General features: G+C 54.4%; 24 protein-coding genes. 8 read left to right on the forward strand and 16 right to left on the reverse strand.

Features of this window, described 5'->3' with window-relative positions:
* The first annotated feature begins 1,019 nt into the window (after window positions 1–1,019).
* Window positions 1,020–1,457 (forward strand): DUF2141 domain-containing protein, encoded by a 438-nt coding sequence (locus IEW12_RS10510; protein WP_188566008.1) that lies wholly within the window; start codon window positions 1,020–1,022, stop codon window positions 1,455–1,457.
* Window positions 1,458–1,479: 22 nt separating this feature from the next.
* Window positions 1,480–3,000, forward strand: a complete 1,521-nt coding sequence (locus tag IEW12_RS10515) for a carotenoid oxygenase family protein (RefSeq protein ID WP_188566009.1) — start codon at window positions 1,480–1,482, stop codon at window positions 2,998–3,000.
* 63 nt (window positions 3,001–3,063) lie between these two features.
* Here IEW12_RS10515 and IEW12_RS10520 read toward each other — a convergent pair whose 3' ends face one another.
* Window positions 3,064–3,942: a pirin family protein gene (locus tag IEW12_RS10520; RefSeq protein ID WP_188566010.1), complete on the reverse strand. Its 879-nt coding sequence runs from the start codon at window positions 3,940–3,942 to the stop codon at window positions 3,064–3,066.
* 238 nt (window positions 3,943–4,180) lie between these two features.
* A complete protein-coding gene (locus tag IEW12_RS10525) occupies window positions 4,181–5,809 on the reverse strand; it encodes a peptide chain release factor 3 (protein ID WP_188566783.1) in 1,629 nt (542 codons plus the stop codon).
* Between the two features lie 255 nt (window positions 5,810–6,064).
* Between IEW12_RS10525 and IEW12_RS10530 the strand changes: the two genes are divergently transcribed.
* The 4 genes from IEW12_RS10530 (at window position 6,065) to sppA (ending at window position 10,954) form a co-directional block, all read left to right on the forward strand.
* Window positions 6,065–6,850 (forward strand): substrate-binding periplasmic protein, encoded by a 786-nt coding sequence (locus tag IEW12_RS10530; RefSeq protein WP_188566011.1) that lies wholly within the window; start codon window positions 6,065–6,067, stop codon window positions 6,848–6,850.
* Window positions 6,851–7,009: 159 nt separating this feature from the next.
* Window positions 7,010–8,020: a S1/P1 nuclease gene (locus IEW12_RS10535; RefSeq protein ID WP_188566012.1), complete on the forward strand. Its 1,011-nt coding sequence runs from the start codon at window positions 7,010–7,012 to the stop codon at window positions 8,018–8,020.
* A gap of 303 nt (window positions 8,021–8,323) precedes the next feature.
* A complete protein-coding gene (locus tag IEW12_RS10540; RefSeq protein WP_188566013.1) occupies window positions 8,324–9,055 on the forward strand; it encodes a hypothetical protein in 732 nt (243 codons plus the stop codon).
* Window positions 9,056–9,097: 42 nt separating this feature from the next.
* Window positions 9,098–10,954, forward strand: a complete 1,857-nt coding sequence (sppA, locus tag IEW12_RS10545; RefSeq protein WP_188566014.1) for a signal peptide peptidase SppA — start codon at window positions 9,098–9,100, stop codon at window positions 10,952–10,954.
* Between the two features lie 112 nt (window positions 10,955–11,066).
* Here the strand turns inward: sppA and IEW12_RS10550 are convergent, their stop codons facing one another.
* The 7 genes from IEW12_RS10550 to IEW12_RS10580 form a co-directional block, all read right to left on the reverse strand.
* Window positions 11,067–11,597 carry an NADPH-dependent FMN reductase gene (locus tag IEW12_RS10550; RefSeq protein ID WP_188566015.1) on the reverse strand — a complete coding sequence of 177 codons (531 nt, stop codon included), beginning with the start codon at window positions 11,595–11,597 and terminating at the stop codon, window positions 11,067–11,069.
* Between the two features lie 165 nt (window positions 11,598–11,762).
* Window positions 11,763–13,466, reverse strand: a complete 1,704-nt coding sequence (locus tag IEW12_RS10555) for a long-chain-fatty-acid--CoA ligase (RefSeq protein ID WP_188566016.1) — start codon at window positions 13,464–13,466, stop codon at window positions 11,763–11,765.
* 77 nt (window positions 13,467–13,543) lie between these two features.
* Entirely contained in the window at window positions 13,544–14,308 is a 765-nt protein-coding gene (locus IEW12_RS10560) for an SDR family oxidoreductase (RefSeq protein ID WP_188566017.1), read from the reverse strand.
* Between the two features lie 155 nt (window positions 14,309–14,463).
* Window positions 14,464–15,681 carry an acyl-CoA dehydrogenase gene (locus tag IEW12_RS10565; RefSeq protein ID WP_188566018.1) on the reverse strand — a complete coding sequence of 406 codons (1,218 nt, stop codon included), beginning with the start codon at window positions 15,679–15,681 and terminating at the stop codon, window positions 14,464–14,466.
* A 59-nt stretch (window positions 15,682–15,740) separates the two neighbouring features.
* Entirely contained in the window at window positions 15,741–16,187 is a 447-nt protein-coding gene (locus IEW12_RS10570; RefSeq protein WP_188566019.1) for a PaaI family thioesterase, read from the reverse strand.
* Window positions 16,188–16,200: 13 nt separating this feature from the next.
* On the reverse strand, window positions 16,201–16,965 hold the full coding sequence (locus tag IEW12_RS10575; RefSeq protein ID WP_188566020.1) for an SDR family oxidoreductase: 765 nt from the start codon (window positions 16,963–16,965) through the stop codon (window positions 16,201–16,203).
* Between the two features lie 8 nt (window positions 16,966–16,973).
* On the reverse strand, window positions 16,974–17,702 hold the full coding sequence (locus IEW12_RS10580; RefSeq protein WP_188566021.1) for a histidine phosphatase family protein: 729 nt from the start codon (window positions 17,700–17,702) through the stop codon (window positions 16,974–16,976).
* Window positions 17,703–17,830: 128 nt separating this feature from the next.
* On the opposite strand from IEW12_RS10580, the gene IEW12_RS10585 reads away from it, so the two are divergent.
* Window positions 17,831–18,754, forward strand: a complete 924-nt coding sequence (locus IEW12_RS10585) for a LysR family transcriptional regulator (protein WP_188566022.1) — start codon at window positions 17,831–17,833, stop codon at window positions 18,752–18,754.
* A gap of 13 nt (window positions 18,755–18,767) precedes the next feature.
* Here IEW12_RS10585 and IEW12_RS10590 read toward each other — a convergent pair whose 3' ends face one another.
* The 7 genes from IEW12_RS10590 to rpsP all read right to left on the reverse strand — a co-directional run bounded on the left by IEW12_RS10590 (window position 18,768) and on the right by rpsP (window position 23,381).
* Window positions 18,768–19,103: a DUF3579 domain-containing protein gene (locus IEW12_RS10590; RefSeq protein WP_188566023.1), complete on the reverse strand. Its 336-nt coding sequence runs from the start codon at window positions 19,101–19,103 to the stop codon at window positions 18,768–18,770.
* Window positions 19,104–19,383: 280 nt separating this feature from the next.
* A complete protein-coding gene (locus IEW12_RS10595; RefSeq protein ID WP_188566024.1) occupies window positions 19,384–20,334 on the reverse strand; it encodes a CobD/CbiB family protein in 951 nt (316 codons plus the stop codon).
* Window positions 20,335–20,504: 170 nt separating this feature from the next.
* On the reverse strand, window positions 20,505–21,173 hold the full coding sequence (locus tag IEW12_RS10600) for a CoA pyrophosphatase (RefSeq protein WP_188566025.1): 669 nt from the start codon (window positions 21,171–21,173) through the stop codon (window positions 20,505–20,507).
* Window positions 21,174–21,245: 72 nt separating this feature from the next.
* Window positions 21,246–21,629 carry a 50S ribosomal protein L19 gene (gene rplS / locus IEW12_RS10605; RefSeq protein WP_188566026.1) on the reverse strand — a complete coding sequence of 128 codons (384 nt, stop codon included), beginning with the start codon at window positions 21,627–21,629 and terminating at the stop codon, window positions 21,246–21,248.
* Window positions 21,630–21,765: 136 nt separating this feature from the next.
* The gene (gene trmD / locus IEW12_RS10610) at window positions 21,766–22,530 is read right to left on the reverse strand and encodes a tRNA (guanosine(37)-N1)-methyltransferase TrmD (RefSeq protein ID WP_188566027.1); all 765 of its coding nucleotides are present in this window, start codon (window positions 22,528–22,530) and stop codon (window positions 21,766–21,768) included.
* 47 nt (window positions 22,531–22,577) lie between these two features.
* Window positions 22,578–23,108: a ribosome maturation factor RimM gene (gene rimM, locus IEW12_RS10615; protein WP_371874540.1), complete on the reverse strand. Its 531-nt coding sequence runs from the start codon at window positions 23,106–23,108 to the stop codon at window positions 22,578–22,580.
* A gap of 27 nt (window positions 23,109–23,135) precedes the next feature.
* On the reverse strand, window positions 23,136–23,381 hold the full coding sequence (gene rpsP, locus IEW12_RS10620) for a 30S ribosomal protein S16 (protein ID WP_188566028.1): 246 nt from the start codon (window positions 23,379–23,381) through the stop codon (window positions 23,136–23,138).
* A gap of 236 nt (window positions 23,382–23,617) precedes the next feature.
* Between rpsP and IEW12_RS10625 the strand changes: the two genes are divergently transcribed.
* On the forward strand, window positions 23,618–24,034 hold the full coding sequence (locus IEW12_RS10625; RefSeq protein WP_188566029.1) for an NINE protein: 417 nt from the start codon (window positions 23,618–23,620) through the stop codon (window positions 24,032–24,034).
* The last annotated feature ends 14 nt before the right edge of the window (window positions 24,035–24,048 follow it).

Consider the following 24,048-nt stretch of genomic DNA (forward strand, 5'->3'; position numbering starts at 1 on the left):
TTACTCCCCCTCGATGTTGGCCTTTGGATGCATAACCGGCCAGTTTTAATAAAAACTACCTGATGCCCGTCCGTGATGTTGTGAACCAGTACAGCACACGGCTGAGCCTTTCAATACAACGCCTACGTAACCAATCTAATATTCAAATCAACGCCACTTAAATGCCACTTATCTAGGCACTGGAGTTGAACCTTTTCTCCATTGCCTTGATAAAGAGCATTTGCTTGCAGTCCGTTGCGCCAGCTCTACCAGGTCTGCTAGGTCTGCCGTTGCGGGAAATCGAGGTCCCTGTTTCTCCAGTTGCCCTAAACTCTGCAAGCTTCCAAAACTATTCAGTCCCGAATATTTGTTCTGGAAACGTCGATTGGAAGCAACTTTAGATTTCTCAAAAGTGGCTGTCAAGCGGTATCTACGTGGTATTATCGAATAAAGTATTGGTATTAATAATATTATTTAAAACATTATCGCAACACCTTGTTTTATATATTGTTTTTAAAAACAACATGCGTGTTTTTCAACAACTGGACTTACCATTTTTTTATCAATACCAAATATGTTTATAAGGTTTTTGAGCAGTTTTTTAATCCCTGCAGAATAAACGGCGGGATGTTAGCGATACCAGCGCGATGCCCCAAAAAAATCTAAAAAAGCGACTCATCACGCCCCGTTTTCCCTATGAAAAATCATTGGCGAGCGAGCGCACTCCTGCTTCTGCAAGTCCCCCCAAAAAGCAGCCAGGTCTTCTCTGGTGAAAAACCGGCAGCGCCTGCATGGCCGAAAGTGGTATTACCGCGGCCAGGCGTGCCTATTTTTTAACGCTGCCATGCACAAACATCTGCGTTAGTACCCCGGCAGGCCCTGCGCGCCGTATTCCATCTGCAGCTCGCGCCAAATTCAGGGCGCTCCACGTATCAATTTCCCTGCTTCGTCTCTTTCAGATCGCAGCGATTTTGCTGCGGATTTACAGTGCACTTAATCCATGCCACCCGGCACTGGTATTAACCAACAGGAGAAAAAAAATGAAATCCAAATCCTTAGGAAAAATAATCGCGACTGCCGCTGCGATGCTATTTATAGGTGTTTCAGCCTCATCGCAGGCCGCTGACATCACGGTCAACGTGAAAAACCTGCGCTCGCCGAATGGCGCGCTGATGCTGGCGCTGTTTAATTCCGGGGAGGGCTTCCTGCAATCCGACAAGCAATTCAGCGCACAGATCATCTCCGCCGCACAGCAGCCGGCTGTCGCTGTATTCAAAAATGTTCCGGCAGGCCGTTATGCAGTCACGGTCTTCCATGATGAAAACGGAAACGGCAAGATGGATAAAAACTTGCTGGGCATACCGACTGAGCGCTACGGCTTTTCCAATAACGCGACAGGCACCATGGGGCCACCGAGCTTTGAGCAGGCAGCGTTCACATTGAAAGACAATCAGGAAATCACGATACAACTGCAATAAGCCCCTGCAAAAGGACAACATCATGCAACGTCGCAATTTTTTAAAGCTGGTTGGCGCCGGCGCGCTGACTCCCTTGCTTTCTCAGTTCGCAAGTGCCGCAGAAATACTGGCCGGCTCAGCAGCCGATACCTGGGCAGCGAATTTCGCTGCAGCCGGAGCCGCCTCTCCCTGGCCCCTCGCCTACCGTTCAATAAATAAAGACTTGGCAGCAGATGCCAGCGTCACGGGCCGCTTTCCTGCCGCCGTGCAAGGAGTGCTATACCGGAATGGCCCGGCAGTACACGAACTGGGCGGGCAACGCTACCATCACTGGTTCGACGGCGACGGCATGATGCAGCGCTTTGCCATCACGGACAACAAGGTCCGGCATACCGGCAAGATTATCCGCACCGAGAAATACGCCGTTGAAGCGGCTGCAGGCAAGCGCCTGTACAGCAGCTTCGGCACCAGCATACCCGGAGCACGAGCTCCCAGTTCTCCCGACTCTCTGAATGTCGCCAACATCAGCGTTTTGTCACTGAACGGTGAACTGCTGGCACTGTGGGAAGGCGGCTCTGCCTATCGCATGGATCCGGACAGCCTGCAAACGCGCGGCCCGAAAATATGGCGTGATGATCTGGCAGCGCTACCCTTTTCTGCCCACCCCAGAGTAGACCCCGACGGCACTGTCTGGAATTTCGGCATCAGCATGCTGGACAATGTGATGGTGCTGTATCAGATAGGCGTAGACGGAAAACTACGCAAGGCAGATGCGATCAGCATCCCGCAAATATCCATGGTGCATGATTTCGCGGTGACCGATAAACACCTGGTATTCCTGCTGCCACCGCTGCTCTTCGATCGCGACAAATTCAGTTCAGGCACCAGCTATCTGGATGCCCATGCATGGAAACCCGAGCTGGGCATGCGCGTGCTGGTGGTAGACAAAAATGACTGGAGCAAAAGGCAGTGGATGCAGCTACCGGCGGGCTTCCTGTTTCATGTGGGGAATGCCTGGGAAGATGCGCAAGGAACCATACGCATGGATTACATCCATACGGAAGATCCCAGCATCCTGTTCAAGGATACGCGGGAAGTGATGCGCGGCCAGTTCAGCCGCTCAGCCGTGCACCAGATTGCGCAAGTAAGCATAGACACGAAGAGGGGCAAGGCCAGCCAGCAGTTCATCGCCATCGATGCGGAGTTCCCCCGCATCGATCCGCGCCTGACAGGCTATCGCCACCAGCACATCTATCATGCGACCGAGACATGGGCCGACCATCCCGGTTTCAGTGCCATAGCAAGAACCAATCTGGAGAGCGGCAAGACCGATAAATATTCCTACGGCACCGCAACTATTGCAGAGGAACATATCTTCGTTCCTGAACCCGGCTCTGCGGCCGGTGCCGCGGGATGGATACTGGGCACCAGCCTGGACCTGGATAAAAAACTCACGCGGCTGTCCTGCTTCGCATCGGACCGGCTGGCGGATGGCCCGGTGGCACAGGCAAGCTTGCCGTATGCGCTGCCGATAGGTTTGCACGGCACGTTTGCCAAAGCCTGAAGCGGGAAAGTTGAGGCGGGACAGCTTAAACGAAAACCGGAGCCGCGCAGGCTCCGGTAAAGGCTAACGGTCCGGTAGTGGAATGAACTCTGTTTCCCCCGGCACTTTGGGGAACATATCGGTCTGCTGGCTGGCCCAGGCGAATTTGGCTGTCTCTATCCGCTCCTTGGAGCTGGACACAAAGTTCCACCAAATGAAGCGCTTGCCATCCAGCGCCTCGCCGCCCAGTATCATCAGGATAGTATCCTGCTGCGCCTGCACTTCCACAACCGCTCCTGCTTCCAGTATCGCCAGCGTACCAGCGGCCAGCGCTTCGCCATCCAGCGTCGCCGCACCGCTCACCACATACACGGCACGCTCTGCATAGTCAGCCTGCACCTGCAGCTTGCCGCCGCTTTGCAGATTCGCGGCGACATACAGGGTCGGGCTATGCGCCTTCACCGGCGATGTCTGGCCGTATGCACTACCGGCGAGGATATGCAGCTTGCCACCCTCTACATCCACGTAAGGCAACTCGGCGGCGGGATAGTGCCAGAAGCCAGGACTCATCTCTTCATCCGCTTGCGGCAGCGCGACCCACATCTGCAAACCCTGCACGACGGTTTTTTTCTCGCGGATTTCTTCCGGTATGCGTTCCGAATGCACGATGCCGCAACCGGATGCCATCCAGTTGACGTCGCCGGGCGTGATCAGTTGTACGCTACCCAGACTATCCCTGTGCATCATTGCACCGGAAAACAGATAGGTCACGGTTGCCAGGCCTATATGCGGATGCGGGCGCACATCGCCCTCGGTAGTACCGGCATCAAATGTGACCGGGCCCATGTGATCGAAAAACACAAACGGACCCACGGTCCTCGCTTCCATCGATGGAAGCAGGCGTTTTACCGGGAAACCGATATCCCTGGTATGGCCCTGAATGAGATGGCGAATGCTGCTCATGAATTCCTCCGAAGAATGATCTGCATTGCAGTATGCAAATGCCAACTCCTATTATGGCCTAAATGAACAACAATGCGTTGAGCAGATGCAAACGGAGGCGAGACAGGCAACCGCAATTGAACAGCGGCACAAGACCTTCCCGCAATAGTAAAAAGCGGAGGCTCAGTGCAGCATTTCAAGGGAAAAGGGAAGACCGGCTGAAACCTGGTTCAGGTTTCAGCCGCGGGGAGGGAGAGGTTTAATCCAGCTTGGCCGCATGCTCGCGGGTCGCGTGGAATACGACCTGCGGCCAGCGTTCTTGCGTCAGGCGCAAGTTGACGCCGGAGGTCGCCAGATACGCCAGATTACCGGCAGCATCATGTGCCAGGTTATGGCCTGCGCTGGATTTTTCAAAGTCCGCCAGCATTTTCTTGTCTTCGCAGGTTACCCAGCGCGCGCTGCTGATGCTGGTGCCTTCAAATACCGCATCCACGCCATATTCATTCTTGAGGCGGCTGGCAACTACTTCAAACTGCAGCACGCCGACCGCGCCCAGTACCAGATCACCGCTATTGACCGGCTTGAATACCTGCACGGCACCCTCCTCGCCCAATTGCTGCAAGCCTTTTTGCAACTGCTTGGTCTTCATCGGGTTCAGGATGCGCGCGGTACGGAAGAAATCCGGTGCAAAGTAAGGTATGCCGGTAAATTGCAGCAATTCACCTTCAGAAAAACTGTCGCCGATCTGCATATTGCCGTGGTTGGGCAGGCCGATAATATCGCCTGCGTACGCCTCTTCCACCTGCTCGCGGCTGGATGCCATGAAGGTCACCACGCTGGAGACCTTGATATCGCGGTTCAGACGCAGGTGCTTCAGTTTCATGCCGCGCTCAAAACGGCCCGAGCACACTCGCAGGAAGGCAATACGGTCGCGGTGTGCGGGGTCCATATTGGCCTGGATCTTGAATACGAAACCGGAAAAAGGGACTTCCACGGGCTCTACTGCACGCACGGTCGCATCGCGCTGGCGTGGTGCCGGAGCCCAGTCCAGCAAGGCGTTCAGAATTTCGCGTACGCCGAAGTTGTTGATCGCAGAGCCGAAAAATACCGGGGTCTGCGTGCCTGCCAGGAAAGCATCCAGATCGAAGGGATGCGAAGCACCGTGCACCAGCTCCACCTCCATCTTCAGTTGTTCTATCTCCAGCGGGAACATTTCCGCCAGGCGTGGATTGTCGATACCTTTCAGCACTTCAAACTGCTGGTCGGCACGATCGCTGCCTGCGGCAAACAACATGATTTCGTCGCGCAGGATGTGGTACACACCGCGGAAAGTCTTGCCCATGCCGATAGGCCAGGTCACCGGTGCGCACTGTATCTTCAGCACCGATTCCAGCTCGTCCAGCAATTCCAGCGGATCGCGGGTTTCGCGGTCCATCTTGTTGACGAAGGTAATAATGGGCGTGTTACGCATGCGGCAAACGTTCAGCAGCTTGATCGTCTGTTCTTCCACACCCTTGGCCGCATCGATCACCATCAGGGCGGAATCGACGGCGGTCAGCACGCGGTAGGTATCTTCCGAGAAGTCCTGGTGACCCGGTGTATCCAACAGATTGACGACGTGATCGCGGTATTCAAACTGCATGACCGAGCTGGCAACGGAAATGCCGCGCTGCTTTTCTATCTCCATCCAGTCCGAGGTTGCGTGGCGTCCGCTTTTACGCGCCTTGACGGTACCCGCCAATTGAATAGCACCGGAAAACATCAGCAGTTTTTCAGTCAGCGTTGTCTTACCCGCATCCGGGTGGGAAATAATCCCGAAAGTGCGGCGGCGGGCGACTTCGCGATTGATCAGATCGCTGGAAACGTGCTTGTTTTCAACAACGTCCAGGTTTTCTGCAGATTCGGTTTGGGGGGTAATGTCAGACACGGTAATGAAAGCTTTATGCGAAAGGGTGCCAGTTTAGCGGTTCTTGGGGTTTAAGTCGAACCTTCCCGCAGTGAGCCAGCCTGCGATGCTAATATGGTAAGCTGCAATTTTGGCATCTGCCGTGCTCAAGCTTATCTATTAGCTTGCCACCTACAATGAGAACCGGTCTGGGAATATTTGCCGCTTTTGCACAATATCGGCCATTTGCAGGTCCCTATGCACCCCATAGTTAATTTCTTAAAAACAATATTTATATGGGTACCGCTACTGGCGGCGACTGCTGTTTTGCCTGCAAACTGCGCCAGCGCCGCAGAACTGCCGGTGCTGCAATTCGTGACGCTGGTCGACCCGGTAGAGCGCCCCGGCCTGTTCCAGCTATTCGAAAAAACCAATAATGAAATATGCAGGCGGCTGCAATATAGCTGCACGCTGAAGTACTACCCTGCCGCACGGGCCGCCGCGATGGTCGAGTCCGGTGAGGCTGACGGCGAAAACTACCGTGTCTTCAATTTTGCGGCAGACGGTAAAAACCCGCGGCATATAAGGGTGGATACCCCTTTGTACGTTGCCACCTTTGTGGCCTGGGGCAAACCCGGCACCGCCAGGGTCAGCTCCTGGGATGAGGTGGCAATGCAAGGCCAGCCCGTGATGTACCTGTTTGGATCAAAAATCGTCGTCAACAATCTGGGTGCCAGGATGAGCAGCAACCTGACACCGACCCACTCGGTAGAGTCTGGCCTGAATATGCTGGTGGCAGACCGTGCCAGCTATTTCATTACTTCGGACTCCCGCGGCGTTGAACAAAAAATAAGCCGACTGCGGCTGGATAGCCAGATCACGAAAATGGGCATCGTTGAAAGCCTGGATACCTATCTGTATATGAACGACAAACACCGGGCGCTCGCCGTCAAATTCAAGCGAACCATAGAAGAGATGAAAAAAGACGGTAGCCTTGATACTTTAATGTTTGAAGCTGGCGAGATTAAAGCAAAGCCCAGATAGCCGCTCCACGCGATGCCCATAGCGATATTTCCGGCATCAGCAACAATAAGATACCTGCACGCCGATTCATTCCCCTCAGGAAATGATATCCTGATGCGCCTCCAGCTTTCAGGCATTTAAACTTTGCCCTCTTCAAAACTCGCAATCAGTGGAATCAATATGAAAAAATACTTCCTTTCACTGGTATTCAGCCTGTGCTGTTTACCTCAATTCAGTTTGGCCTTCGGCCCGGACGGACACCAGGCAGTAGGCGCAGTAGCCGATGCACTGCTGGCCGGCACCAAGGCCGGAGAGAAAGTAAAAAGCCTGCTGGGCGGCGCGACGCTGGAACAAATGTCGATCTGGGCAGACTGCGCCAAGGGCGTGAGCCCGGAAAAGGATTTTGCCTATACTTCCGCCGGTAGATACCCAGAGTGCGCGCCGTTTGAAACGCCGGAAGGCATGGCGGCGATGAGTGACTTCGTACGCCGCAATAACACGAATTGCAACCCGGCTCCCGGCGAAGAAAACTGCCACAAACAATATCACTACACCGATATCTCGCTGCAGCATGATCACTACAAAACCGGCTACGCAGGCACCAGCGACCATGACATCGTCAACGCGATGCAGGCGATGGTGCAGATACTGGAGGGCAAGCAGGCACCCAAGCCTTTCAATATCAAGGATCAAAGGGAAGCGCTGATCCTGCTGACCCATTATGTGGGCGACGCCCACCAGCCGCTGCACGTAGGCTCCATCTATCTGGACACTGAAGGCCACGTAATCAATCCAGATGAGGGCAAATTCGACAAGCTGTCCAACACGGTAGGCGGTAATGCGCTGATGTGCCCATGCGGCAACCTGCATTCCATGTGGGACGACGTGCCGCAGAATTTCAAAAAAGGCCGGATGAATGAAACGCTGATCAAGCAAGCCAGGACCGTTGCCAAAGACGGCTCAGCATTTGAACAGTGGCCAGTCCTGTGGGCGGACGACAGCATCAAGGCTGCCCGCGTGCTTTACCAGGGTACCGCCTTCAGCAAGGCGACCATCAGCGCCAAAGGCCCGAGCTGGTCTATCGCGCTGCCGCTGGAATATGAAAAACTGATGTACAAGATGAAGGAAGATGCGTTGGCCAACGGCGGCGCCCATCTGGCGCAACTGTTGCAGGCTATCTGGCCGGAATAAGCAACTTAAGCATCTCAAGCATTTCCCTCAAACCGGGTTCAGCGAGATACTGAACCCGCGTCTACCCAGACTCGCAGCCGCTGTATTTCTCAGTATTGGCGGCGAAGCGATACGCTCAGCACTCCTCCCCTCCTTTTCTGTCGAGCAAAAGAGACATTGCCTTATTGGAATGTTGCGTGATTGATCAACTTGCGCACATACTAGGGCCTGACACGCGGACTGCAAAACATCCCGTGCCCGCAATACCAGCTTGAGTGGCAAAGCAGTGCCAACCGCATTGCCAACCTATAAAGGATAGTCCTAATGACAAAAAGCCTGGCATTGGCCGTATTCCTGCTAACGACTTGCGCAGCAGTACAAGCCTACCCCGGCTATTATGTCGTCACCGTCTATGACAATCAGGGACAGAAATCGATAGATTTCAGATACTGGACCATCAAATTTCCAGGCCGCACTGAAACAGTCTGGCCGGAGCTGGGCGTCGGTTACGGTGTAACGTCGCGCTGGTATACCGAACTGTACGCCAGCTACATCGGTTCTTCTGCATCCAAGGTGTCACTGGATACCTGGAACTGGCAGAACGATGTCCTGCTGACGCAAGGCCAATATCCGTTTGACCTGGCAATACATACCATGCTGGCGCGCGAACATATCAGCCAGGAAGGCTATACGCTGGACATAGGCCCAGCCTTGCAGACCGATGTCGGCAGAGTACAGTTGAACGGCAATGTCTTCCTGGAGCGCGTGCTGCGCTCTGAAAACAACGGCACTACGCAGTTGCAATACCAGTGGCAAACCAAATATCGCTGGAAACCGGCGCTGGAGTTCGGTTTGCAGGGTTTCGGCGAACTCGGCGACTGGAACCATTGGGCGCCCCGCGACAAACAATCGCACCGCATCGGGCCAGCCCTGTTCGGCAGCCTCTCCACAGGCCCGGCGCAGACTCTCAAGTATCAGGTATCCTATCTGACGGGCTCCATCTACGGTCGGCACGGCAATATGCTGTCTCTGCGTTTACAATACGTATTTGACTGACCTGCTTCCCTTTCATTCTTAAACGCTTCTCAAGGAATATTGATGTCTTCATCACAACCCGGTTTTATACGCCGCAGCTTCAGTTTTCTTTGGCGTGCCTTAGACGCAACCCGGCGCGCAGTCTTTAACCTGATTTTCCTGGTGATTGTTATTCTGCTTGTCATCGGCTTCGCCACCAGCGGATCAAAAAAACTGGAAGACAAGACTGCATTGCTGCTGGATCTGAAAGGCCAGATGGTGGAGCAAAATTCCAGCAGCGTGCGCGACACGGTACTGGCGGAAGCGAAAGGCGACGTCAAGAGAACCGTGCAATTGCGCGATGTGCTGCAAGTGCTGGACGCCGCAGCCAAGGACCCTAAAATCAGCAGCGCAGTGCTGCTGCTGGATGATCTGCAAGGCGCTGGCATGCCTATGCTGCGCGAAGTGGCGGCGGCGATTGATCGCTTCAAGGCCAGCGGCAAGCCGGTGATTGCCTGGGGCTCCAGCTACGACCAGCGCCAGTACCTGGTGGCAGCGCATGCCAGCGAAGTTTACCTGCACCCTATGGGCACCATCATGCTGAACGGCTTTGGCCGCTATCGCAATTACTATCGCGATGCGCTGGACAAGCTGGGCATTACCGTCAATCTAATGAAGGTCGGCACCTATAAGAGCTTTGCCGAACCGTATATCGCCAATGCCCCGTCCGATGCTGCCAACGAGGCTGAAAGCTTTTTATACAATGCGATGTGGGCAATGTATACCGACGACGTGGAAAAAGCGCGCAAACTGCCTGCCGGCGCCATCATGCGCGGCATCAATGATTTGCCGCAGCAATTGGCTGCAGTTGGCGGCGACGTCGCCAAACTGGCGCTGGCCAGCAAGCTGGTAGATGGCCTGAAAACCCGTGACGAATTGCGTCAGCTAATGATCTCCCGTGGCATCAAGGATGAGCAGAACAAGTCCTTCCGCCAGATATCCTTTGACGATTATCAGGCCAGCATCAAACCCAAGGTTCTGGGGAATGCTGTTGGCGTCGTTGTCGCAGAAGGCGATATCAGTGACGGCAATGCGCCTCCTGGGTCCATTGGCGGCCTGTCCACATCCAACCTGATACGCAAGGCGCGCGAGGATGACCAGATCAAGGCCATCGTGCTGCGTGTCAATTCGCCAGGCGGCAGCGCCTTCGGTTCCGAGCTGATACGCCGCGAGCTGGAGCTGACCCGTGCAGCCGGCAAGCCGGTAGTGGTTTCGATGGGTAACGTGGCGGCATCCGGCGGTTACTGGATCTCCATGGCTTCCGATGAAGTCATTGCCGATGCGGCGACGATTACCGGTTCCATCGGTGTGTTCGCAATCCTGCCGACTGCCGACAAGGCCATAGACAAGATAGGCGTGCATACCGGCGGTACTACGACCACTTGGCTCAGTGATGCCTACAATCCGCTACGTCCGCTGGACCCGCGCTTCGCTGCAGTGGTGCAATCCGGCATCAATAATATCTACGCCGAGTTTACCGGCAAGGCTGCCAAGGCTCGCAAGACCACGCCTGAAAAAATCGACGAAGTCGCACAGGGCCGCGTCTGGACAGGTCTGCAAGCCAAGGAGAGAGGTCTGGTTGATACCGTAGGCAGCTACGGTGATGCATTGAAATCTGCCGCTGCGCGCGCCAAGCTGGGTACTGACTACCGCGTCAGCTATATAGAACGCGAGCCGGGCAAACTGGATAAAGTGTTCAACCTGTTCGGCGGCACGGTAGCCAAGGTGCTGGACGACCAGTTCAAGCTGGCCCTGGTACCTACCGGTATTCCGCCGTCGGCAGCACGCGAAATGGCGCACGATCTTTTCTGGCTGAGCGATCTCACCGACGGCCGCAAGTCCTATCTGGCACTCACGCACTGCCTGTGCAAGGAGCCCTAAACAGGGTCTGATCCCAGGCTTGGATTAACCCAATAAAAAGCCCCGGCAACATGGATGTGCTCCATATTGCAGGGGCTTTTTTGATATTGCAGATGCAGTAAGCGGGGTAAGGCTAAGCTGCGTTTAGTAATGACAAGGCATCCAGCAATTGCTTTTGCAGGTCGGCATTGCGCAGCGCACCGGCCTCTGCATCAAAGTTTTCATTGAAGCGAGGCACGGACAAACTGGCTTTCAGGTTCGCCGTAAAATAAGGGGCGGAAGTCTTCGCCGACGCAAGCACATTGGCCGCGCCACCCGGGCCCGGCGATGTGGACAAAAATACCGCAGGCTTGTTTTGATAAACCTTGGGATTGATCCTGGAACACCAGTCAAACAGGTTTTTATACGCAGCAGAATAAGAACCGTTGTGCTCGGCAAAAGAAATCAGGATTGCGTCGCTATCGGCAATTTTTTGCAGGAAGGCCTTGGCCAGCGCCGGCTGCCCCAATTGCGCCTCCCTGTCCGAGCTATACAAGGGCAGCTCAAAATCATTCAGGTCCAGCACCTCTACCTGCGCGCCTTCGACCAGACCGGCAGCATAGCTGACCAGCTTTTTGTTGATTGATTTTGAGCTATTGCTCGCTGCGAATGCCAATAATTTCATCCTGACCTCATGCTGATTGTGAATTAACGGAAAAATACCTGACAAAAATACTTGGTTATTTTTGCTGGAATTTTACCCGATTCAAGTTAATTTGGCGCAGCAGATGCAAGGAAACCGGACAAACGCGAATTTGCCCGGCTTCCTTGATCAATCAGTCTATGAGATTCAAGCTGCGGCAGCGCGTTTGCGCGCCTCTTCCTCGTACAACTCCTTCTTCGACAATTTACCGACCGGCGTCTTCGGCAATTCAGCACGGACTTCCATTTCCTGCAGCATTTCATGCTTGCCTAAACGGCTCTTCAGGAAATCCTTCATTTCTTCCAGAGAAATATCAGCTGCTCCAGCCTTGAGCTTGATAAATGCCTTCGGCGACTGGCCGCGGTAAGCATCCGGCACACCAATCACGCTGACCTCGGCGACACCAGGGTGCTCATAGATAGCCTCTTCTATATTGCGCGGATAGACGTTATAGCCGCCGCACAGGATCATGTCCTTGGTGCGGTCCACGATATAAACGAAACCGTCTTCGTCCATATAGCCGACGTCGCCGGTACGCAGGAAACCGTCGGCCGTCATCACATCTGCAGTGGCTTCCGGTTTCTTCCAATAGCCCTTCATGATATTGCCGCCTGCCACGCAAATCTCACCGCGCTCGCCTATACCCACATAGCTGTTTGCATCATCAACGCTGGCAAATTTGAAGGTGATGCCTGGAGTAGGCAAACCGCAGGAACCGGACTTGCGTATTCCACCCAGAGGCGTAAAGGTACCGGTAGGCGAGGTCTCCGTCATGCCCCAGCCTTCCAGCAAAGTGCAGCCGGTCAGCGTCTGGAACTGCTGCAATACTTCACCCGGCAAGGGCGCGCCGCCCGAGTTGCAAAACTTCAGCGAACTCAGGTCTAAGTTGCGTATCTCCGGATGATTGATGATCGCCGTGTACATAGTCGGCACACCTGGGAATACGGTGATCTTCTTGCCCGCCAGATCCTTGACCACGGCATCCACATCAAAGCGGGTATGCAGATAAATCTCTGCGCCCATGCGCAGGCCGAACAGCATATCCACCGTCAGCGCATAGATATGGAACAGCGGCAGCACCGCCAGCAAGCGCTCCTCGCCTTCGGTCAGCACGCGTGGCTGTACATTCAGGGTTTCCATTATCTGGCTGCAGGCAGTAGTCAGGTTGCCGTGCGTAAGCATCGCGCCCTTGGGCAAACCAGTAGTGCCGCCGGTATATTGCAGCACAGCGATAGTCTCTTTCGGATCGCCAGCCGGTACCGGCGCATAAGCGCCATCGTTATCCAGCAGTTGCTGGAAGCTCAGATGTGCATCGTCAGCAGGGATTTCAGAAAGCTGGTTCGCCTTTTGCAGGTTGGCACGTACCGCATCCGGGTATGGCGACATCTCGGCAATACTGCCTATGATCAGTTTTTTCAGCCGAGTGCGCCCGAGGAACTTGGCCATTTGCGGATACAGCATCACCATATCCAGCGTCACCAGCATGTCGGTCTCGCTGTCTTCTATCTTGTGCTCCAGCACCTTCTCCGCATCCAGCGGCGAATAATTGACCACCGTGCCGCCTGCCTTCAATATGCCGAAAAAGCTGATGATGTAATGCGGCGTATTCGGCAAGAACAGGCCCACATGCACGCCGGGCTTCACGCCCAGTTGCTGAAAACCTTTGGCGGCGCGGTCCACCAGCTTCTGCAGTTCGCTATAGCTGGTTTTCTTGCCCATGAAGTCCAGCGCCGGTTTTTCGGGCCATTTGGCAACAGCATTGTCTAGCAGGGCCGGCACCGGCATGGTCGGCAATTCGGCATCCCAGCGCACGCCGGCGGGATAGGATTTAATCCAGGGAAATTCTTTCATTGTCTCTCTCGCTAGGGTGGATAATCATTCTTCCCGAAGGGGAATTTGCTTCCCTCTTGTTGTTAACTAAATCTAGACTAAATCGCGGTGAGTCCCCCGTCAACCGCCAATTGATGTCCTGTTACAAACGAAGACAAATCCGAGCAAAGCCATAGCGCGGCGTTGGCGATTTCTTCTGCCTCGCCGATACGGCCTATAGGATGCAGTTTCTGTATCATCTTCTCACGCCTGGGTTCCCGCTCTATAGCATGGTCCATCATGGGAGTGCGAATCACGCCCGGGCAGACCGCATTGACGCGTATGCCGGCACGCCCATACTCAGCCGCAGCCGTCTTGGTCAGCCCTACCACCGCGTGCTTGCTGGCCGCATAGATAGGCTGCATGGGGGCTCCCACCAGGCCCGCTACGGAAGCGGTGTTGACGATGGTGCCGCCGCCCTGCTTCAGCATCTGGCGTATCTCATACTTCATGCACAGCCAAACGCCCTTGACGTTGACGTTCATGATTTTGTCGAAACTGTCTTCATCGGAATCCGCCAGCGGCAAATGCTCTATCTCTATGCCTGCATTATTAAAGGCACAGTCCAGTCTTCCATATTGCGCGACCACAGCCGCAACCAGCGCCTCTACATCAGCCGCCCTGGAGATGTCCGCCCTGATGAAATGGGCAGTGCCTCCCGCTGCACGTATCATCGCCACCGTTTCTTCGCCGCCGCTGACGGCAACATCGGATGCTGTTACCTTCGCGCCGCTCCTTGCAAAAGCGAGTGCGGCAGCACGGCCTATCCCACTGGCAGCGCCGGTGACCAGTACGGACTTATCCTTGAAGTTAATCTCTGTCATATTGCATCCTCATCACAATTAAAGGCTGGGGACGGAAAACCTGCAAACCCATATACCCACATACCGGAAACGCCAATACGCCAAACCGGCCGAAGCCGGAATGACGTTGTTTTTTATTGCTGCAACTACAGCACTGCGCAGCACAGCAAGATGAATTAACGGTATTTTTTCAATTCCATCTTGCCGATCTGGTTACGGTGCACTTCATCCGGGCCATCGGCGATACGCAAGGTGCGCGCTTGCGCATACGCATACGCCACACCGAAATCATTTGAAACGCCGCCGCCGCCGTGCGCCTGGATCGCCCAGTCAATCACGGTGCAAGCCATATTCGGCGCAGCAACCTTGATCATCGCGATTTCTTTTGCTGCCGCCTTGTTGCCTACGGTGTCCATCATCTGCGCGGCATTCAAGACCAGGAAGCGGGCCTGGTCGATCAGGATGCGGCTGTTCGCAATGCGTTCCAGCGTGACACCCTGTTCCGCCACCGGCTTGCCGAAGGCAACCCTGCTCAGCGAGCGTTTGCACATGTCTTCCAGCGCACGTTCTGCCAATCCGATCAGGCGCATGCAGTGATGGATACGGCCAGGTCCAAGGCGGCCCTGCGCAATTTCAAAACCGCGGCCTTCACCCAACAGCATATTGGAAGCAGGCACCCTGACGTTTTCAAACAGTACTTCGCCGTGGCCGTGCGGCGCATCGTCATAGCCGAATACCGGCAGGTTGCGCTTAATCGTCACACCCGGTGTATCGCGCGGCACAATGATCATCGACTGCTGCTTATGGCGATCCGCATTGTCCGGATCGCTCTTGCCCATGAAAATGAAGACCTTGCAGCGCGGGTCGTTGGCACCGGATGACCACCATTTGCGGCCATTGATCACATATTCATCGCCGTCGCGCACTATCGAAGATTCGATATTAGTCGCATCCGACGAGGCAACCGCAGGCTCAGTCATCGCGAAGCAGGAACGGATCTCGCCGTTCAGCAGTGGTTCCAGCCATTGCTTCTGGTGTTCCTTGGTGCCATAACGGGCGAACACTTCCATGTTGCCGGTGTCGGGCGCGCCGCAATTGAATACTTCCGGTGCCCAGATGACACGGCCCATGATTTCGCACAGGGGCGCGTACTCCAGGTTGGTCAGTCCGGCACCATGGCTGGACTCAGGCAAAAACAAATTCCACAGTTCGGCGGAGCGTGCTTTTTCTTTCAGTTCTTCGACAATTTTAGTCGGCACCCAGGCGTTGCCTGCCTTGCGGTTGGCTTCCACTTCGGCGTAGAACTTTGCTTCATTCGGATAAATATGCGCATCCATGAAAGCGATCAGGCGCGCCTGCAGGTCTTTCACTTTAGAGCTGTACTGAAAATCCATCTGTTTCTCCTTAATCAGGCGCAAAGGCCATCGTGTTGGTTATGTAGAAGACGGCAAAACTAATGCCGTCCGGTGTCAATATTTCGCGCTGTGGCAAGTGCCGTAGCACACAAAGTTTCCTTGCCGTCCCGAACCGAAAAAACGTCGGCTGCGCAGACCGTAATCATTTTCCCCGGAGTGATTACGCGCCCACGCGCCAGCAATTTTTCACCATCGCCGGGAGCGACTATTTTTAAATTGCAATCGATGCTGGCATTCACCCATCCCACCGGCAGCAGGGTTCCGGCGGCGGCAACCGCAGCAAAATCGGCAGCGGCAAAAATCGCGGTTGCCTGCATTTTTCCAGGTGTAAAGCTCAGCTCTTCGCGGTAGCCTATTTCCAACTTCACTTCACCCAGGCGCACATCGCAAAAGCGCAAACCCAGCCACTTGGCCATGGGCATTGCAGTAACCGCACTGACCAGTTGCTGCGCAAAGTCGGGGTTGCTGGCGGTGAAATGACTCATTTTCTTGATTGCTTTAGCTGGCCAGGTAGCCGCCGTCTACATTGATGCAGGCACCGGTGGTGTAGCTGGAAGCATTCGATGCCAGATACAGTACTGTGCCGGCCATTTCATCCGGTTCGGCAATGCGTTTCATCGGGATACGGGTCAGCGCCTTTTCCATGATCACAGGATTGTGGAACAGCGCCGACGCGAACTTGGTATCCGTGGCGCCGGGCAGCAGCGCATTGACGCGTACGCCTTCTGCTGCGCATTGCTGCGCAAACGCCTTGGTCATCGAAATCACCGCTGCCTTGGTGATGGAATAAATACCCTGGTTGGCACCCGGCGTCACGCCATTGACGGACGCAACGTTGATGATGCTGCCGCCACCGTTCTTGATCATCAGTTTGGCGCCTGCAGCAGACATGAAGAAATAACCGCGTATGTTCACATCGACGGTTTTCTGGAAAGCGCTAACATCGGTCTCCAGGATGGAGCCGAAGTGGGGATTGGTCGCAGCATTGTTGACCAGGATATCCAGGCGGCCATGCACTTCGGTGATATCGGCGAACAGCGCGTCGATCTGCGCCATCTCGCCGATATGGCAGGCACGCGCCTCGGCCTTGCCGCCGGCAGCGGTGATCGCGGCGACCACCGCTTCGCAGGCTTCGGCTTTGCGGCTGGAAACAATCACATGCGCGCCGTGCGCTGCCAGCAACTTGGCGACAGCTTCGCCTATGCCGCGGCTGGCACCGGTGACCAGCGCCACTTTGCCGCTTAAATCAAATAAATCATCCATATTGTCTCCTAGCGGTATGTAATAGTATTTGGAGTGTTCAAAGCTTCCAGATGCGAGAAATTATTCAGGTAGCTCAGGCTGAGACGGCCCGGTTTTTCCACAGGTTGGCCGGTCTGGAACATCAGCTTGGTGACTGCACTGTTGACCAGCGACCAGTTCAGTTCGGCGACATTGCGATCCGGGATGCCAAGCACGTACTGGCACAACGTGGAAATGGTGCCGCCCGAAGTAAATACGACGATGCTTTTGGCAGGCTGCGCGTGATTGATCTGGCGCTCCAGCGCATCGATGCAGCGCTGCCTGAATACAGGCCAGGATTCGACATATTCGGCGTCATGCTTGCCATCCATCCAGCGCGCCATCGCGGCCTGGAACATCGATTGAAATTCGTTTTTTGCGTTCGGTGAGGATGCAAGGAAACGTTTCACTTCTGTCGGGTCTTCAAAGGCAGGTACATGCCTGACCATCACTTCATGGTGATCGTACTCGTTGAAGCCGGCGTCAATTTCCCACTCGCTCGCCGGTTGCCTTGCGGCCGGCAACTCGGCCATGCAAGCCTGTGCGGTCTGCTGGTGGCGCTTCATGGTGCCTGCGACTACACGCGAAGCCGAGAAACCTGACCGGTCCAACCACTGCCCCAGATGCTGCGCCTGCTGCTGCCCCAGTTCTGATAACTGGTCGTAGTTCTGACTGCCGAAAGATGCCTGGCCGTGCCTTACAAGATAAATCTGTGCCATTGTTTTTCCAACTCCGTAGCTTGCTAGACCGCGCTGCGCATGACGCTTAAAGGCGGGTGATGGGCTTATCTTAAGGCTTCGACTATAATTTATCAAATGAATAGTTATTATTGATCTCAATAAATTTTATGCATATATCAAAAATAGACCTGAACCTGTTTACGGTCTTTGAGGCGATCTATACCGAAGGTAGCGTCACACGTGCCAGCCAGCAACTACACTTGACGCAACCGGCGATCAGCCACTCGCTGAACCGGCTGCGGCAACTGTTCGACGACCCGCTGTTCGTGCGCCAGGGACATGCAATGGTATCCACCCCGCTGGCGCGCAGCATCATAGAACCCGTCAGATCCGCTTTGCGCGGGCTGGAAGTGACGCTGGCGGACACCGGCAAGTTTGACCCTGCGCTGGCCGGCAAGCAGTTCACGCTGGCCCTGCGCGATGTGCTGGAATCCACCGTGCTGCCACCCCTGCTGGAAAGCGTGACCAGGCAGGCACCCATGATTGATCTGGCAGCCATACAGGTGGACAGGCGGGAACTGGTCAGCGAGCTGGCGGCCGGCAGCCTGGACGTGGCGATCGATATGCTGCTGCCTTTACCCAATGAAATACGCCGGGAGAAAATCAGCCAGGATACGACCGTCGTCATGGCGCGGCAGGGGCATCCTATCGTAAAGGGGGCGCTGGATCTGGACACTTACCTGAAGGCGGAACATATCCTGGCCAGCTCACGCCGCAAAGGGCCGGGGCTGGAAGATTTCGAGTTGAGCCGGCTGGGACTGCAGCGGCGGATACGCCTGCGCTGCCAGCATTATTTTGCCGCTTGCCGGGTGGTCAGCCAGACGGATCTGCTGCTGACAATGCCGGAAGGTTATGCGCGTATCGCCAATCAGCAATTCGGCAATCAGATCATGCCTTTGCCGATTACCATGCCTTCATGGGATGTGTACCTGTACTGGCACCAGAATGTGGAAAATGATCCTGCCAACCGCTGGCTGCGTCAACAAGTCACGCAGGCATTTCGCGCATCGGAGCAGGAAGAAACGGCGTAAAAGCTGTTCTTGATTATTTGGCAGCGGCAGTGCCGTCCGGCAGCAGGCAGGCATCGATAATTTGCAGGTCGTTATCCTTGGCAAAATCGACAACAAAGTGGTAAGCCAGCGGTTCGATTTCGCGCAATGCCTCGTTGACAACAACAGAGCGCACGCCGTTCAGCAGGATAGGACGCACATAAGGGGAATACTGCAGATGGGCATTCCTGCCCGCATCCGGCTTGAAGCAGGACATCGCACCGCATAAACGCTCGGCCCAGTCACTGGGACGAAACTGTTTTCCATCACTGGTGAGACCCTGGATGAAAAACTCGCGTATCGGTGTTTGATCTTTAGTGGGATCGGCCATGTGGTCGGCTCGCGGTTACGGATGAATGGAGGTGAGTAACCTCCTCCACCAACATTAAAAGATATCAGATTCGGACATCAAATTCAGACATCAGTATTATATCTTATAGAAGACTTGATTCCCAGCGCATCGCGGTCAAAATTGATGTGTCAGACGCCGATTGCATGGCCTCACACCAATATAGTGCATTTAAGAATAGTTGAAAGATTAAGGCCTGCTGTCTTACCGTTTTCGGATAGACAACAGGCCTTCAGCATAAGCTATTTTTTGATTCCCCGTGTTATAGCCAGACAGCAATGGAGAGTAATAACAACAGCAACATCCACAGCAATAATGCACGCCACACAAGACCTACCGCGCTCTGCAGCGCCCTGGGCGTGGCTTCGGTGCCAGGCTGGCTTTCCATTTCCAGATTATCCACGTCAACCGCTGTCGCATCGGCCTGCAATATCATCGCCTTCTCTTCCGGCTCACCCAGGCGGACGCCCAGCGCGCCGCCACCGGCAGACAGGATAATGCCGACCACTTCATCCGACCAGCGGTCGGCATAGTTGCGCCAGGAATAGACTGCATCTTCAAAGTTGCCGACTACGGCAAAAGCAACCGCTGTCAGGCGGGCCGGCACCCAGTCTATCCAGTAAAAAACCTTGGTCGCATACAGGCCGAATTCTTCATTTTTCATGTGCTCAGGCTCGGTCCAGGCCTTGGACAGATATTCAGCGACACGGTACATGACTGCGCAAGCTGGACCCACCGGCATCAGGAACCAGAAGAATACGCCGAACACATTGCGGTGCGTCGCAATCAGGCCGCGCTCAACCGCAATCCGGGAGATTTCAGAGACATCCATGCCTGTCGTATCCAGCTTGGTCCATTCCGCCAGATAAGTCCTGGCAGCATCTTCATCGCCGGAACTGAGGGCCAGTTGTATCGATGTGAAGTAATGGCTGTAGCGGCGAAAGCCCAGGGTCAGATAAACAATCAGGATATTCCAGGCAAAGGCCGCAAACGGGCTCACGTACAGGCATATGCCATAGATGATGGCGGTCGGTATCGTCAGCCCTGCCACGATGACCCACCAGCCCAGGCGCCCGTGGTTGGCCTTGCCCGCGTTAAACCATGCTTCTACCTTGATCGCCAGATTCTGTATCTGCAGATAAATCGGATTATCTGCCCGCAAGGGTTTCAGCTGTTCGATCAATAATGCAAAAAGTATGGAGAGAAATGTCATGGGTTTTTATATCTGGCAATCGCAGTAAATCACAAGCGGGTCGCAACTAGAACAGGACTCAGCGCGATACGGACAGAATCAATTTGCAAATGCGGCAAGTGTAAACTGATTCTGCAGGATTATGAAGCCTGATCGTTGCCTTGCCGCTATTGATCCATCACCAATGAGTTTCACGCACGTAACAAATGAAACAGATTGCGCAACATGCCCGCCGTTGCGCCCCAGATAAAGTGATGCTGATAGGGCATTGCGTAAAACACCCTCTTGCCGGCGCCGTTTGGCAAATGGAAGGCGCGGCGCTGGTGATTGGCGGCGTCCATCAGGAAAGCCAGCGGTACCTCAAATATCTCCGCGACTTCAAACGGATCCGCCTTCAGTTCAAACGGCGGGTGCAATAAAGCGACAATCGGTGTTACCTGATAGCCGGTGCCAGTTTTATATTCCGGCAGGCGCCCTATCACTTCCACATGCTGGCGATCCAGGCCTATTTCCTCTTCCGCTTCGCGCAGCGCGGTTTCTATCGGCGATGCATCCGTCTCTTCAAAACGTCCACCGGGAAAACTGATCTGTCCGGCATGATCATTCAGGTGCGCAGCCCGGTGCGTCAGCAACAGGCTCAGGCCCTCTTCCCGCATCACAATAGGAATCAGCACAGACGCAGGGCGGAAAGTCTCAATGGCGGCCAGCAGTTGCTCATCACCTGTCTCTTCAGCCCAGGCGGGCAAGTCGAGGAAATGCTGCCGCAGCCAGTCGGCAGTCAAACGGTATTCGGGTATTCCGCCTTCATCGGCAACCGATAGTATCGGTAACTGCTCAGGGTTAAAAAGAAGCTTGGCCAACCATGTCTCCTGCAAAACAAAAAAGGGATACCGGCTGGCATCCCTTTTTTCAACACACCATCAAAGCAAATATTACTCTGCTTTTGGAGCTGCTGTCTTACGGCTTGGCAATTTCTCTTTGATACGAGCAGATTTGCCGGAACGTTCACGCAGGTAGTACAACTTGGCGCGACGTACATCACCGCGACGTTTAACTTCGATCGAAGCGATCAGCGGAGAATACAATTGGAATGTACGCTCAACGCCTTCACCAGATGAAATCTTGCGAACGATGAAGTTGGAATTCAAACCACGGTTACGACGGGAGATAACAACGCCTTCGTAAGCCTGAGCACGCTTACGCGTACCTTCAACTACGTTAACGCTGACAATGACCGTATCGCCAGGTGCGAAATCAGGGATGTTCTTGCCGAGACGAGCAATTTCTTCTTGCTCTAATTTTTGGATCAGATCCATTTTTTTACTCCGAATACCATCTTGCTGACGCTACAGAGTCATCTTGCGATGCCCAGGCTCAGTAGAGGATGGGGTTTAACATGCAGGCCGAAACCCACGCTTGATATCGGGCCTTGCAGCCCTTTTTTACTACCTACTACAAACTGCTCAAAAACTTTTCGTCGCTGCGCGTCAGCAAACCTGCTTCTCGCGCTTGCTGTATCAGATCAGGCCGCTTGCGCACACTGGCTTCCAGAGAACGCTCACGCCGCCATTTTTCAATTTCAGCATGATTCCCACCCAGCAAGACGGGAGGTACAGCAACATCTTCAAATACTTCGGGCCTGGTGTAGTGCGGGCAATCCAGCAAGCCGTTGACAAAACTATCCTGCACGGCGGATGTGTCATCATGCAAGACGCCGGGCAATTGCCGTATTACGGCATCCATCAGCGCCATTGCAGGTAACTCGCCACCGGACAATACGAAATCTCCGAGGCTGATCTCTTCATCCACATAGCGGTCCAGCAGACGCTGGTCCACCGCTTCGTAGCGGCCGCACAGCAACACCACACCCGACAAGGATGTCATGTCCATCACCCGGCTGTGCGTCAACTGCTTGCCTTGCGGCGACAGGTAAATCACTTTCGGTGCGACGACCGGCTGATTGCCAGCCTCTTGCAACTGCAACTGGCGCGCCTTGGCTGCCTCAATTGCTGCCTGCAAAGGCTTACCCAGCATCACCATGCCGGGACCGCCACCGTAGGGGCGATCATCGACAGTACGATGCCTGTCCGTCGTGAAATCGCGTGGATTCCACAGGGCAAGCTCACATTTTTTTTGCTCGAACGCACGGCGGGTCACCCCGGATTGCGTCAGCGCAGCAAACATCTCAGGAAACAATGTTATGACATCAAACTGCATTGCTCATGCTTTCTGACCTCATCACACTACCACCCCTCTGACATTTACTAAAAATCGAGACCCCAGTCGACAAGGACTTTTTTACCCTTTTGATCCACTTCCTTAACGAAGCTGTCAACAAACGGGATAAGGCGCTCATGCTTGGCAAGCTCGGTATCGGGAATATCGGCGGCGGCCACACGAAGTATCGGGTGAGCACCGTTATCCATCAAATCCCTGACCACGCCCAGGCTTTCGCCCTGAAGATTTTCAACGGACAAACCTATCAGATCCAGCCAATAGAATTCGCCGTCAGGCAAAGGAGGGAAATGGCTGCGGGAAATTTTGACAGTTGCGCCTTTCAGCGCTTCTGCGGCATCCCTGCCAACAACACCTACCAACCGGGCAACCACGTCTTCACCATGGATTTTGACTTCCATGCGGTAGACATCGTGCATATCCGGCTTGTCCAGCCACCAGGTCTTAGCCGACATCAAGGCATCGGCTTCTGATGAATAAGGACGTATTCTTACCCAACCATGAATGCCATATGCTCCCGAGACATAACCCACGAGGATTAAATCTTCAGGAACACGCACTCCACCAACAGACATATCAGCCAAAAATTAAGCTGCAGCCTTAGTGTTGACCAGACGAGCAACTGCTGGCGACAATTGTGCGCCAACGCCTTGCCAGTAAGCCAGACGATCCTGAGCAACGCGAACGGACTCAGCACCACCTTGTGCTACCGGGTTGTAAAAACCGATACGCTCGATGAAACGGCCATCACGACGATTGCGTGAATCAGTTGCAACGATATTGTAGAAAGGGCGCTTTTTTGCACCACCACGAGCTAAACGAATAACGACCATAATATTTCCAAAAAAGTTCTAAACGCGGAAAAAGCCGCAAATTATAGCCCGTTTATGGACCACCCCGCAAGTGCAATCCCGGTTTGGCAGATAAACAGTGGCTATTCCCCTACAAATTTAATACATAAAGCACAACAGGCAAGCGTTTTTTCACTCTCACTTGCGCAATTTATAACAGCGCGCTGCATGCCCTTGCTCTAGAATCATGCTTTTCGCCAGCCTCACATCCACGGATCATGAACAATACCCATAAAAATAAAACCAAAGCGACCTTCCTGGCCGCCGTGCTTGGCAGCATAGGCGCACACCGCTTCTACCTGCATGGCTGGAAAGACAAGGCAGGCTGGCTGCATTTCATTACGCTGCCCATTTCGCTGATTCTGGGCAACCTGTATTTCGGCCAGCCGATGCTGCTGACTTACAGCCTGCTGGTACTGTCCCAACTCGTCAGCGTGGTGGAAGCCCTGGTGCTGGGCCTCAGCTCCGACGAAAAATGGGATGCCAAATACAATCCCGCGTCCGGCCAGACCAGTGATTCCTCATGGCTGCTGGCACTGATACTGGTGCTGACCGTAGGCATAGGAGCAGGTTTCATGATCGCCGTGCTGGCCCGCACATTTGACTTGCTATATACCGGCGGCGCCTACGGCTAAAAACAAAGCCTGGC

The organism is Parundibacterium terreum (genome assembly GCF_014636315.1).
Lineage (GTDB): Bacteria > Pseudomonadota > Gammaproteobacteria > Burkholderiales > Burkholderiaceae_D > Undibacterium > Undibacterium terreum.

Excerpts from the sequence above, each read along its gene's own strand:
- IEW12_RS10590 (WP_188566023.1), bottom strand. The coding sequence starts at position 19,103 with ATGGCCGATCCCACTAAAGATCAAACACCGATACGCGAGTTTTTCATC.
- IEW12_RS10575 (WP_188566020.1), bottom strand. The coding sequence starts at position 16,965 with ATGGATGATTTATTTGATTTAAGCGGCAAAGTGGCGCTGGTCACCGGT.
- IEW12_RS10565 (WP_188566018.1), bottom strand. The coding sequence starts at position 15,681 with ATGGATTTTCAGTACAGCTCTAAAGTGAAAGACCTGCAGGCGCGCCTG.
- IEW12_RS10550 (WP_188566015.1), bottom strand. The coding sequence starts at position 11,597 with ATGAAATTATTGGCATTCGCAGCGAGCAATAGCTCAAAATCAATCAAC.
- trmD (WP_188566027.1), bottom strand. The coding sequence starts at position 22,530 with ATGCAGTTTGATGTCATAACATTGTTTCCTGAGATGTTTGCTGCGCTG.
- IEW12_RS10560 (WP_188566017.1), bottom strand. The coding sequence starts at position 14,308 with ATGACAGAGATTAACTTCAAGGATAAGTCCGTACTGGTCACCGGCGCT.
- rpsP (WP_188566028.1), bottom strand. The coding sequence starts at position 23,381 with ATGGTCGTTATTCGTTTAGCTCGTGGTGGTGCAAAAAAGCGCCCTTTC.
- IEW12_RS10585 (WP_188566022.1), top strand. The coding sequence starts at position 17,831 with ATGCATATATCAAAAATAGACCTGAACCTGTTTACGGTCTTTGAGGCG.
- IEW12_RS10515 (WP_188566009.1), top strand. The coding sequence starts at position 1,480 with ATGCAACGTCGCAATTTTTTAAAGCTGGTTGGCGCCGGCGCGCTGACT.
- rplS (WP_188566026.1), bottom strand. The coding sequence starts at position 21,629 with ATGGATCTGATCCAAAAATTAGAGCAAGAAGAAATTGCTCGTCTCGGC.
- IEW12_RS10520 (WP_188566010.1), bottom strand. The coding sequence starts at position 3,942 with ATGAGCAGCATTCGCCATCTCATTCAGGGCCATACCAGGGATATCGGT.
- sppA (WP_188566014.1), top strand. The coding sequence starts at position 9,098 with ATGTCTTCATCACAACCCGGTTTTATACGCCGCAGCTTCAGTTTTCTT.
- IEW12_RS10510 (WP_188566008.1), top strand. The coding sequence starts at position 1,020 with ATGAAATCCAAATCCTTAGGAAAAATAATCGCGACTGCCGCTGCGATG.
- IEW12_RS10580 (WP_188566021.1), bottom strand. The coding sequence starts at position 17,702 with ATGGCACAGATTTATCTTGTAAGGCACGGCCAGGCATCTTTCGGCAGT.
- IEW12_RS10555 (WP_188566016.1), bottom strand. The coding sequence starts at position 13,466 with ATGAAAGAATTTCCCTGGATTAAATCCTATCCCGCCGGCGTGCGCTGG.
- IEW12_RS10595 (WP_188566024.1), bottom strand. The coding sequence starts at position 20,334 with ATGACATTTCTCTCCATACTTTTTGCATTATTGATCGAACAGCTGAAA.
- IEW12_RS10530 (WP_188566011.1), top strand. The coding sequence starts at position 6,065 with ATGCACCCCATAGTTAATTTCTTAAAAACAATATTTATATGGGTACCG.
- IEW12_RS10625 (WP_188566029.1), top strand. The coding sequence starts at position 23,618 with ATGAACAATACCCATAAAAATAAAACCAAAGCGACCTTCCTGGCCGCC.
- IEW12_RS10540 (WP_188566013.1), top strand. The coding sequence starts at position 8,324 with ATGACAAAAAGCCTGGCATTGGCCGTATTCCTGCTAACGACTTGCGCA.
- IEW12_RS10535 (WP_188566012.1), top strand. The coding sequence starts at position 7,010 with ATGAAAAAATACTTCCTTTCACTGGTATTCAGCCTGTGCTGTTTACCT.
- IEW12_RS10570 (WP_188566019.1), bottom strand. The coding sequence starts at position 16,187 with ATGAGTCATTTCACCGCCAGCAACCCCGACTTTGCGCAGCAACTGGTC.